General features: G+C 39.1%; 11 protein-coding genes. 8 read left to right on the forward strand and 3 right to left on the reverse strand.

Annotated features, from left to right (window positions below; translation table 11 throughout):
* The first annotated feature begins 10 nt into the window (after positions 1-10).
* A complete protein-coding gene (locus tag LV83_RS08655) occupies positions 11-964 on the forward strand; it encodes a CorA family divalent cation transporter (protein ID WP_111611150.1) in 954 nt (317 codons plus the stop codon).
* A gap of 71 nt (positions 965-1,035) precedes the next feature.
* On the opposite strand, the gene LV83_RS08660 is transcribed toward LV83_RS08655, so the two are convergent.
* Positions 1,036-1,623, reverse strand: a complete 588-nt coding sequence (locus LV83_RS08660; protein WP_111611151.1) for a hypothetical protein — start codon at positions 1,621-1,623, stop codon at positions 1,036-1,038.
* Between the two features lie 479 nt (positions 1,624-2,102).
* Between LV83_RS08660 and LV83_RS08665 the strand changes: the two genes are divergently transcribed.
* The 6 genes from LV83_RS08665 to LV83_RS08690 all read left to right on the forward strand — a co-directional run bounded on the left by LV83_RS08665 (position 2,103) and on the right by LV83_RS08690 (position 8,678).
* On the forward strand, positions 2,103-3,197 hold the full coding sequence (locus tag LV83_RS08665; protein ID WP_111611152.1) for a hypothetical protein: 1,095 nt from the start codon (positions 2,103-2,105) through the stop codon (positions 3,195-3,197).
* A gap of 267 nt (positions 3,198-3,464) precedes the next feature.
* Positions 3,465-4,325: an ATP phosphoribosyltransferase gene (hisG, locus tag LV83_RS08670; protein WP_111611153.1), complete on the forward strand. Its 861-nt coding sequence runs from the start codon at positions 3,465-3,467 to the stop codon at positions 4,323-4,325.
* A gap of 40 nt (positions 4,326-4,365) precedes the next feature.
* The gene (hisD, locus tag LV83_RS08675; RefSeq protein WP_111611154.1) at positions 4,366-5,661 is read left to right on the forward strand and encodes a histidinol dehydrogenase; all 1,296 of its coding nucleotides are present in this window, start codon (positions 4,366-4,368) and stop codon (positions 5,659-5,661) included.
* Entirely contained in the window at positions 5,658-6,725 is a 1,068-nt protein-coding gene (hisC, locus tag LV83_RS08680) for a histidinol-phosphate transaminase (protein WP_111611155.1), read from the forward strand. Before hisD ends, hisC begins: the two co-directional genes overlap by 4 nt.
* A 3-nt stretch (positions 6,726-6,728) precedes the next feature.
* Positions 6,729-7,826 (forward strand): bifunctional histidinol-phosphatase/imidazoleglycerol-phosphate dehydratase HisB, encoded by a 1,098-nt coding sequence (gene hisB, locus LV83_RS08685; RefSeq protein ID WP_111611156.1) that lies wholly within the window; start codon positions 6,729-6,731, stop codon positions 7,824-7,826.
* Between the two features lie 120 nt (positions 7,827-7,946).
* Positions 7,947-8,678 carry a tetratricopeptide repeat protein gene (locus LV83_RS08690; protein WP_111611157.1) on the forward strand — a complete coding sequence of 244 codons (732 nt, stop codon included), beginning with the start codon at positions 7,947-7,949 and terminating at the stop codon, positions 8,676-8,678.
* Positions 8,679-8,713: 35 nt separating this feature from the next.
* Here LV83_RS08690 and LV83_RS08695 read toward each other — a convergent pair whose 3' ends face one another.
* Positions 8,714-9,589, reverse strand: coding sequence for an ATP-grasp domain-containing protein (locus tag LV83_RS08695; protein WP_111611158.1), 876 nt, complete (start codon positions 9,587-9,589; stop codon positions 8,714-8,716).
* A gap of 101 nt (positions 9,590-9,690) precedes the next feature.
* On the opposite strand from LV83_RS08695, the gene LV83_RS08700 reads away from it, so the two are divergent.
* Positions 9,691-10,446, forward strand: a complete 756-nt coding sequence (locus tag LV83_RS08700; protein ID WP_111611159.1) for a polyprenol monophosphomannose synthase — start codon at positions 9,691-9,693, stop codon at positions 10,444-10,446.
* On the opposite strand, the gene LV83_RS08705 is transcribed toward LV83_RS08700, so the two are convergent.
* A complete protein-coding gene (locus LV83_RS08705) occupies positions 10,421-11,638 on the reverse strand; it encodes an ABC transporter permease (protein ID WP_111611160.1) in 1,218 nt (405 codons plus the stop codon). The two genes, LV83_RS08700 and LV83_RS08705, sit on opposite strands and share 26 nt — an antisense overlap.
* Positions 11,639-11,678 lie beyond the last annotated feature (40 nt).

Raw genomic sequence — 11,678 nt, forward strand, 5'->3', positions numbered from 1 at the left:
CGAATACCCCATGATCGAAATCCTCCTCAAAAATAAAAAGTCTTTTAAGGCTCACTCAGTGGATGAGCTTTCAGTTTCTGAACTGGAATTCCAGGTCATGCAATTCACGGATTATACCAATGCTGAATTGAGTTGGCTGGAGCAGAATTATGGACTTGACTTCAAGATCATGAAGCATTTTGAGGATATAGAAATCAGCTCCCACTTTTTAGAAAATGAGAACCAGGCAGCATTTCACTTTTCTATCCCCTATCACAACACGGAAAAAAATATGGTGGAGGAACCGTTGTTTATCATAGTTTCTCAAACAGGCTTATTTCTATTCATGAGTGCCAACCTTGATGTTTACTTCAATGATATGTATCCAGCCAAAATCAATTCTTTGCAGAGGATCAATGATATGGATGGTATTTTCAAATTTCAGTTTGAGTTTATTTCTGACTATTTCGCAGATATCACAGAGAGTCTCAGTAGAAAAGTAAAGGCCCTTGCCAACGAAATCCTGATAGAAAAGGAGTTTTCAAGCAATGTGATGGACATCATCACAAAATATAACTTCAACAATTTATTGATTAAGGAAGCACTTCTTGAAACCACTCGAGTATTGCGATTGTACATCAAAAGCGACTGGGAAAAACATGTGGAATTGAGGGAAAGTGTACGTACAGAATTGAATGACCTAGACGTGATTTCCGATTACATTCAGTTCAATTTTGATCGCTTGGATGATCTCAGAGAAAACGTATCCAACAAAATTGACTTGGAACAAAACCATATATTCAAAATGCTAACGGTGGTTACGGTATGCATTTCCCTTCCTACATTCATTGCAGGTGTGTATGGGATGAATTTTGAATATATGCCTGAATTAAAGTTCCCTTTCGGATATCCTATCGTGCTTGTAGCTATGATTTGCTCAGCTATTCTGCCCTTCATTTACTTCAAAAGAAAGAAATGGCTATAGCCTAGCCTCAAATTTGAACAAAAAAAAGCCCTGATCGTCAAATCAGGGCTCTTCATAATAGTTGGCTTAACTTAGAAATAAAGGGTTTTGTTTCGTCCTTTAGAGTCAGTCACTTTGAGGTAGATATCCTTGGCATTCACATTTGTGAAAGAATAGTCTTTTTTAAATCCTTCCTCTTGATCAACATGCTCAGTGTAAATCACCGCTCCACTGATAGATGAAATAACTTCCACATCCACGCCAGGCTCATTAAGCCCAAACACTGATAGACTTACGGTATTATGATCAATTTGTTTACCGAAGGCCACCAATGGTAATACTTCCACTGGAGTTAGTTTTTCAAATGTCTCTACGGAGTAGGTTACTTCTTCATCTTCTGTCACGATTTTGACTAGGTATTCTCCAGTCGGCAGGCTTTCCATATTATAAGGAAGCATCAAAGTTTCCCCTTTCACACGGACACTCCTATTGTTCAGAACTTTTCCATCTGGGGTAATAATAGAGATTTTTGCTTTGCCTACTCCCTCATTTAGGGTAACGTTGATTTTTTTGAAATTCGAGTTTACTGCTGAAAGTGCTTTCAAATCTTCACTTGCGTTTGCTGCGAATGAGCTAAAAGATAATGCGCTTGCTAAAGCTACTGTTAATAAAGTTTTCATAATAAGTTGGTTTAGAAGTGTTGTGATCTCCCTAATGCGAAGCGCATACCAAAGCCAAAAAACCACCTTCGCCCAAACACCATATTATTTTTAGAAATTAAATTTCTCACGAGGAATTCAGAATTAAATTCTGAAAAAATCAGGATTTATTAACACAGCCTGTATACTAACTGAACATATCTTTGACCGACTGTCATGCCATCGAACACTTTTCGGCTAATTATGGTTTTTCTGAGGTTGCACCATATTACACTTGTTAAGGAAATTTAATTTTGAAAAAATGATAGAATCGCTGATTTGAATTACGTGCCAACAAATAGCGTGTACGCTTATGAACACACTTCGTCCGAAAGAATACAAGTAGGTGATCAGATTTAGAACTCACTTTTACCTACTTTCCAAAACTTGCTACAAGTGCTATTCGTTAGGCTTAGTCTGATTAATCAATCCTAACTGAATTCTATTTCTTTTCCCAATACATGAGAATCTTCCAACTCACTATATTATATCTACTACTCTCTGTTGGGATAGCCATAGGTCAACAATTGACTTTGAAGCTCACTCCCAGCAGTAATATTGGACAGAGGAAAGAATATATCTTTAGTAAAGTGCTGGATTCCAGAGTTCAAAAATCAGTAGGACAGGTTTACGATTCAGACCGAAATAAACTAACAGCTACATTTGACGGAAAATTAGCTGAGCAGGCAAAGCTTTTTTATAATTCAAGAATTACAAACTCTCAAAATACTTCTTACAATATTCTAGTTAAAGTCTACAATCTTGATCTCAAAGAAATCTACCAAGCTAATCAGCGAGGATATAAAGGAGAGATTCAACTAAGTCTTGGATTTTTTGTCCAAAGTGAAGGCAGTCCAGTTCATTTGGTTGACTTTAATGGAAAAGCTAACTATGGAAGACCTGCCAATCAAACTACAAACGTGCAAAAAAGTGTGCAACAATTATTTGAAAATAGTTGGAATTACTTCGATGCCTGGTTTAGCAGCCAAGCCCCAACCAATAGAACCCTGGCAAAAACAGTGAAATTGAATATTCTTGACCCCATCCTGCCAAGCAACAGAGACACGGTTTTTTATGATCCGAAGAGGCCTTTGACATGGGACGACTTCTCTGAATCTCCAGATCCTACAAGTTCTTTCAATGCTTCTATTTTTAGCAGCTTATCCATCGAAGGAAATGCAGAAATAGTAGCTGGAGAGATCATACAGACGATTTTGATAAAAGTATACATGCTTCCCGATCAGTCTTGGGTAAAGAATGCAGATGACTATGCCAGCAATCATGAACAGAAGCATTTTGACTTGACGAGAATCGCTGCCGACCGAATGATCCATACATTAAATAACGCAGACCTGGAACCGACCCTCTTCGAGGCAACACTCAATGACATCTATTTGGACGCCTATCGGGAGATGAATAAGCTGCAGGAACTATATGATGGGCAAACCAGAAATGGTTTAAACAGAGATGTACAGGCAAGATGGAACCAGATAATAAAGGAGTCATTGGCTGGAAATTGGGAAAAGCTAGATCAATTATTGGAAACAAATAACTAAATACTTTAGTTGTATAAGCCGAAGTTCATTAAAATAAGCCATCTCGATTTGCATTTTCTCAGTGACCTCCTATCTTTGCCAACAATAATGGAAAACAGCAATAGAAATATTGATTTTTTAGCAATTGCACATCAAAGCAACTTGATGCATCATTTCCATCATTCCTCCTGAGGAATATTGTTACACACCCGGTGAAGCCGATGATAGGGATTCCGCTTTTCGCCACTATTTATTACAACCTTTTATTTCTTAGCGTAACTTGCCAACATGGAACAAATAATCCGTATTGCCGTGCAGAAAAGCGGCAGACTATCAGACGATTCACTTAGCCTCATCAAAGAATGTGGCATCAAATTTTACAATGGAACGGGCAAACTCAAGTCCACTTCCACCAATTTCCCAATCGAATTCTTGTTTCTTCGTGACGACGATATTCCAGGCTATGTAGCAGATGGAGTAGCTGACTTAGGTATTGTAGGTCAGAATGAGGTGGTAGAGAAAGACAAAAATGTCACCACGATGAAAGCTCTTGGCTTTTCCAAATGCAGACTTTCACTTGCCGTAGCCAAAGGTCAGGAATATAATGGGGTGGAGTTTTTCGAAGGAAAAAATATAGCTACCTCCTATCCTAAAATCCTTGGTGATTACCTCAAGAGCCAAAATATCAACGCCGACATCCACGAAATCTCAGGATCGGTTGAAATCGCTCCTAGTATTGGATTAGCAGAGGGAATCTGTGATATCGTAAGCTCAGGCTCCACCCTGATGATGAATGGTCTGAAGGAAGTGGAAGAGATTTTCAAATCCGAAGCTGTTCTGATCGCAAACAACAATCTATCAGATTGGAAAAAGGAAATTGCGGAGAAACTTCTCTTTAGAATCAACGCAGTACAAAAAGGAAAAAGCAATAAATATGTGCTCCTAAATGCTCCAAACGCATCTATTGAGAAAATCACAAGTCTAATTCCTGGAATGCGTAGCCCTACTATATTGCCTCTGGCGCAAGAAGGTTGGTCTTCTGTTCACTCAGTTTTGAACGAGGATCAATTCTGGGAAAACATTGAAGAGCTCAGAGCTGCCGGAGCAGAAGGAATCCTAGTCGTTCCTATAGAAAAGATGATTCTTTAATTCTGCAAAACTATTTGCACAACCTTAGACCAGAAATCAAATGAACATCCTGGATAATCCTAGTAAGGACACTTGGAAGAAACAGTTGGCAAGGCCTACTTTTAAAACCAAACAAATAAATAAGATTGTAAAACCAATCTTGCGCAAAGTGAAAAGAAATGGTGACAAAGCCCTTTTCAAATTTGCCATGGAATACGATCACGTGGAATTAGATTCACTTTTTCCCTCTGAAGTAGAAATCCAAGCCGCATCTGCAGCACTTTCTCCTGCTTTGAAAGAAGCAATAAATGTAGCCAAAAGAAATATCGAACGTTTCCATATGGCTCAGGCGACACCAGAGTTGGTAGATGAAGTGATGCCGGGAGTAGTATGTAGTAGGAAAAGTGTACCCATTCAAAAAGTCGGTTTATATATTCCGGGAGGAACAGCACCGCTTTTTAGTACAGTATTGATGCTTGGAATCCCTGCGGTGTTGGCGGGATGTAAGGAAATTGTACTTTGCTCACCACCTAGTAAAGAAGGGAAAATCCACCCCGCTATACTTTATACAGCATCACTAATAGGTATCACCAAAATCGTAAAAGCAGGTGGAGCACAAGCCATCGCGGCAATGACTTTTGGCACAGAAAGCGTCCCGAAGGTGGATAAGATCTTTGGACCCGGAAATCAATTTGTAACGGCAGCGAAGCAAATAGCTACAAAATATGGAGTGGCGATCGATATGCCTGCAGGACCTTCAGAAGTGCTGGTTTATGCAGATGATTCGGCAAACGCTGCTTTTGTAGCTGCGGATTTACTTTCTCAGGCCGAGCATGGCGTAGATAGTCAGGTTATTTTGGTAACTGATACTGAGAAATTTGCGAAGCGCGTTATTAAAGAAATAGCTGAGCAATTGGAAGATCTTCCAAGAAAAGACATTGCTAAAAAGGCTCTAGCCAATTCCAGAGCAGTGATTATGAACAACGCGGCAGAGGCGTTGGAGTTGATCAACTACTACGCTCCAGAGCATTTGATCATAAGTGTGGTCGAAGAAGACGAAGCTGTCGCTACGATTTACAATGCTGGATCAGTATTCATTGGCAATTACACGCCTGAATCAGCCGGTGATTATGCATCAGGAACCAATCACACCTTGCCTACTTATGGCTATGCTAGAAATTACAGTGGTGTTTCATTGGATAGCTTTGTTAAAAAGATCACCTATCAAAAACTCAGTCCGGAAGGATTGAAAAATATTGGGCCTACCATTGAGATAATGGCAGAAAACGAATTATTAGAAGCCCACAAGAATGCAGTAACTATAAGACTCAAACAGCTCAAAAAACAAAAGAAATGAAGTTTGACTTAACCCCATTACTTAGACCACACATTATAAACCTCCTGCCTTATACCTCAGCTCGTGATGAGTATACCGGCAAAGAAGGTATTTTCCTAGATGCAAACGAAAACCCTTACGGTTCCGTGACGGATGCTGATCATAATCGTTATCCTGATCCTTACCAGCTGGATTTAAAAGAAGAAATTGCCAAGATCAAGCGGGTAAAGCCATCTCAAATATTCCTAGGAAATGGCTCTGATGAAGCGATTGACTTGCTTTTCAGGGCATTTTGCAATCCTGGAAAGGACAATGTAATTCTACTTCCTCCTACTTACGGGATGTATGAAGTCAGCGCTGGAATCAATGATGTTGAAACCCGCAAAATCCCATTGACTCCGGATTTCCAACTTCAGCCTGACCTGATTCTAAAGGCAGTTGATGAAAATACTAAGATCATTTTTGTATGCTCACCTAATAATCCAAGTGGAAACAAGGTTAACCGCGAGGATATTCTGCGATTACTTCGTGAATTCAAAGGATTGGTAGTTGTGGATGAAGCTTACATTGACTTCAGTGATGAGCCAAGCTTTACTACTCATATGGGAGAGTTCGGAAATCTACTGGTCATGCAAACTTTCTCCAAAGCTTGGGGACTTGCTTCCTTAAGACTTGGGATGGCTTTTGCCAGCAAGAAAATGATCAAAATCTTAAACCGAATTAAGCCTCCATATAATATCTCTGGCCTGACGCAAGAGACTGTTTTGGCGGCTATACAGAAGGTAGATAAGGTCAATGCGATGATCGCGGATATTCTTCAGGAGCGGGAATACCTCAGAGCAGAGATGAGCAAACTTGATTTTGTGCAGAAAATTCATCCTTCACATGCCAACTTTCTTCTGGTTCAAATCCCAAACGCAAGTCATGTGTATGACGATTTGATTGAGGAAAAAATCATTGTAAGGAACAGATCCAAAGTGCAGCTTTGCGAGGAATGTTTACGAATTTCTGTAGGAACTAGAACGGAAAATGAAGCTTTTATCAAAGCTTTGAAAAAAATATATACTGAAAGCTTCAACCTGTAAATCATGGCAAAAAAAGTACTTTTTATCGATAGGGACGGAACAATAATCAAAGAACCACCAACTGATTTTCAGGTAGATAGCCTAGAGAAGCTAGAGTTTTTGCCGAAGGCTATTTCTAACCTTCGCAAAATTGCTGAAGAGACTGATTTTGAGTTGGTGATGGTTACGAATCAAGATGGACTCGGAACAGACTCCTTTCCTGAAAACACCTTCTGGCCGGCCCAATTCAAAATGTTGAAAACACTGGAACAAGAGAATATCTTCTTCAAGGAAATACATGTCGACAAGACTTTTGAAAGTGAAAATGCGCCAACGCGAAAGCCGAACACTGGTCTTCTGACAGCATATTTTTCCGAAGAATATGATTTGGCTAATTCCTATGTAATCGGAGATAGACTCACAGACGTGAAGCTTGCTGAGAATCTTGGAGCCAAGGCAATTTTCATTGGAGAAAAAGCAGAAAATGCAGCTTTGAGCACAACGAACTGGGATGAGATTTACGAATTCTTGAAGATGCCACCTAGGTCTGCTGAGGTAATACGCAAGACTTCCGAAACTGATATTTACATCAAGTTAAATCTGGATGGAAATGGCCACTGCGATATCAAAACTGGCTTGCATTTCTTTGACCATATGCTCGAGCAACTTGGCAAACATGGAAGCACAGATCTGGAAATCAAGGTGAATGGTGATTTACACATCGATGAGCACCATACCATAGAAGATACTGGATTAGCACTTGGAGAAGCTTATTTAAAAGCTTTGGGTGATAAGAAAGGCATCTACCGTTACGGATTTCTATTGCCTATGGATGATGTGCTAGCACAGGCTGCCATTGATTTTGGCGGTAGACCCTGGATGATGTGGGAGGCTGATTTCAAGCGGGAAAAAGTTGGCGATATGCCTACCGAAATGTTCTTCCATTTCTTCAAATCCTTCTCAGACACGGCAAAGTGCAATCTAAATATCAAAGCAGAAGGAGATAACGAGCATCACAAAATAGAGGCAATTTTCAAGGCTTTTGCAAGAGCTATTAAAATGGCCGTGATGCGTGATCCAAGAAATATCAATCAACTTCCAAGTACGAAGGGAGTTCTTTAAAAATCAACAGATAAGCGTCTTTTCTAAACGGGAAGAGATTATTTCTGAAAATTTCGTAGGGATTAGGGAAATTTCACAAAAAAAGTTTTTCCTAATCCCTTTTTTTTTGTTCTTTTAGTCATGAAACGACTTTTACGTACAATAACTATTATTTTATTATTAATTGTGAGTAGCTCTTGCTCAAGTAGTCTTCAAAAGGCTGAACAACAATTCAATAATGGGCAATATGAAGATGCTATTTCGAACTTGAATTCGTACTTATTTTTCAATGTCACTGATGTAAAAGCATTACACATACGTGCAAGGTGCTACGAAGAGCTCGGGGAAATAGAAAAGTCAAAATCAGATTATGAGCGAATCATTTCAATTGATAAGGAATATGCACACGCGTATGGAGGTTTGGCTAAACTACTTTTTGAGCAAAAGGATTACGAAAAGGCAGAAACCATGATTCTCCGAGCAGCTACACTAAATGCCGAAGATTTTGACATTATGTATCTACTTGGTCGTACAATGTTAATGAATGGGAAATTCAAAAAAGCAGAGGAATTTTTAAGAAAAGCAGCGGATTTGAATCCTGATTATGCCCAAGTTTATTATTATACAGGAATGGCTCTCGCTTATCAAGGAGATGCCTTGGGATGCGCAGCTTCTTTTAATTCTTATGTAAGTCGTGAACCAAATAATATGGTAGGACGCTACAATCGTGGATTTGCATTAATGAATGCAGGTTTTTTAAAATGGGCTTTAGAGGATTTTGATGCAGTGTTGGCGCAAAACCCAAAACACACTGAAGCTTTGGCAAAAAAGCAACAATGCTTGAATTATTTAGGCTTGGCATCAGCTGATTGATCTCGAAATAAAGCAATCTTAAAGGTTCAAAACAGCTATGTCAACCGCGCCATAATAGCTTCCTTATAATTACTAATCGCCTGCTCACTCAATCCAAGGAATAAGTACGGCTCGATCATTTCCAGTTCCATTAAGTGGAACTCGCCATCTATCTCCACCCCATCTACTCGGACATACAGACTTTCTGAGGCGAATTCATCTATAAGATTTTGACATGAAAGCAGCATAGAAGCTGATGGGATAATTGGTTTTATCGTTCCTCCAAAGTAATGTTGAACCCGGAAATCTTTGCTTGCCGGAGTTTTCAAAACTGCATGGGAAAACTTCCTATTGAAAAAGATAAGTGAATACTCTCCTACCCGTTCAACCTCAGTAACAAAAGGTTGAACTAAAAATGCTTCTTCATTCACCCAAGCTTGAATTTTTTCAAGATGTTGATCCCAATTGTCTCCATTAATTTTCAGCGTATTCTTAGCTCCACCGCTCACTAAGGGCTTTACCACCCAAGTTTCAGATTGAATTTTTGAAGCTATTTTTTCCTTTACTATAGGCAGTCCCTTCTCTAAAATCATCCCTGCAATAACTGGATATCCTTTGGATTCAATTTCCAGAAGATATCTTTTAGAAGAGTTCCAAAGAATGGTATCCATGCTATTTAAGGCAGGTATTCTCAGCTTTTTAATTCTATCTATCCAAGTTAAAAATTCAGGATAATAGTCAAAATAGTCCCAGGTTGATTTGATTAGCAAGAGTGAAAACTGCTCCCATTTAACTGCAGTGTCAGACCAGCTTACAATCTCATGAGAAATTTGAAGTTCGGATAGAATTTCCGACAACATTTGATTTTCATCGAGTGTATTGTTATCATATGCCCCAATTGAGAAATAACTGACGATAGCTACATGGATCATTTTTGCTGAATTTTTACGCAAATCTATACTTTAACCAAAATTTATAGTCACCACTCTTCTAAAATCGGTCTTTAGCCTTACTTTTGGCCTTTGCCCTAGCTATGAACCATCGTAAACTCGTCATAATCCCAACTTTTAATGAGAAGGAAAACATTGTAGACATGATCCACGCGGTCATGAAGCTGGATGGTGGATTTGAGCTTTTGGTGATTGATGACGGTAGTCCAGATGGAACCGGTGATTTGGTAAAGAGCCAGCAAGTTGCTTTTCCGGATAGGCTTCACCTGCTAGAACGTAAAGGAAAGCTAGGCTTAGGTACAGCCTATATTACTGGTTTTAAATGGGCTTTAGAGAAGGATTATGATTTCATTTTCGAAATGGATGCAGATTTTTCGCACAACCCTAATGACTTAATAAGGCTTTATGAAGCATGTGCTGATCGGAGTTTTGACCTAGCTATTGGTTCCAGATACATCACAGGAGTAAATGTGGTAAACTGGCCTATGGGGAGAGTTTTGATGTCTTACTTCGCCAGTGTATATGTGAAATTTATTACTGGATTGCCAGTAAAAGACGCAACTGCCGGATTTAAATGCTACCATAAGTCAGTTCTGAAAGGAATAAAACTGGATGAAATCCGATTTGTAGGCTATGCATTTCAAATAGAAATGAAATTTACCTCTTGGAAGCTTGGGTATAAACTCGTAGAAATTCCAATCATTTTCACCGACCGCACCAAAGGAACTTCAAAAATGAGCCCAGGGATTTTTAAGGAAGCTGGATTTGGAGTTATCTCCATGAAAATCAAAAGTATTTTCAGCCCATACAAGGCTAATCAAAGCGTATTGACCGAATAGGATCAACCTTAGAAATCACCATTACCGGGATCCACAATACGGCTGCTGTCAATACTACTATACCAATATTTATCAGGATAAAAGCTGGCCAATTCCAATCAATTGGGACGTAGCTCATGTAGTAACTTTCAGCTTCTAAAGGGATTAATCTGAATTTGTCCTGCAAAATGCCAATTCCTAGTCCTATCACATTTCCTATTATCATTCCCCGCAATAGAATATTGATCCCATTCCAAAAGAATATCCTTCGAATTTGTTGATTGGTAGCACCCAAAGCTTTCAGCAAACCGATCATTTGAGTACGCTCCATGATCAAAATAAAGAGAATTGCTCCCATATTAAAGATTGCCACAAAGCCAATCAAGCCAATGAATACATAGACATTGTTGTCCAATAAACTAAGCCAGTCAAAGATTTCCAGGAATTTATCTTGGCTATTTATCAACTTTAAGTCATAATCCATATACTCTTCTATAACAGGCGTATATGTATCAACATTTTTAAAATCATCCACGAAAACCTCCATCCCGCCAATCTGATCTTTGGTCCAGTCATTCAGATTTCTGATGGTTTGTAATTCTCCAATTATAATTTTCTCATCAAAATTCTCAAGGTATGTTTGAAAGATTCCTACTACTTCAACTCTCCTGTATCTAGGTGGGTCCTGCACAAAATAAAGCGTGATCTTATCACCTACTTTCAGCAGCAATTTATTGGCAATAAACTGACTCAGCATGACTTCATTACTCGTTCCTTCTTCGGGAATCTGAAGCATTCTACCTTCTATTACATACTTTTTAAAACCCAGCGTGTCAAAATCCTGGCCTATACCCTTCATCAATACCCCTTCTACTTCCTCATCTCCTTTTATTAAAGCTGCCTTGTGGGCAAATGACTGAACCTTAGTAATAAAAGGAAGTTCTCGATAGGTTTTGCTGAACTCAGAATTCAAAGAAAAAGGAGCTTCCTCGAAGGCATTGCTCATCGTGAATCGCTGCACTTGATAGTGACCCGTGAAACCGTAGACTTTGTCAGAAACTGTACTTTGAAAACCTCCCAAAACCATAAAGGACACAAGAGATACGGCTAGACCAAGCGCTAGACTTCCTACTGCAATTTTATGTATAGTGGCCGAAAATCCACCAGCTTTCTTGAAACTGATTCTTTTGGCAATGAAATAGGAAAGGTTCAAAGGACTGCTTTAATTTGTTCGATGAGACCGCAAAATAGCA

The sequence above is a fragment of the Algoriphagus yeomjeoni genome (assembly GCF_003259505.1).
Classification (GTDB): Bacteria; Bacteroidota; Bacteroidia; order Cytophagales; family Cyclobacteriaceae; genus Algoriphagus; species Algoriphagus yeomjeoni.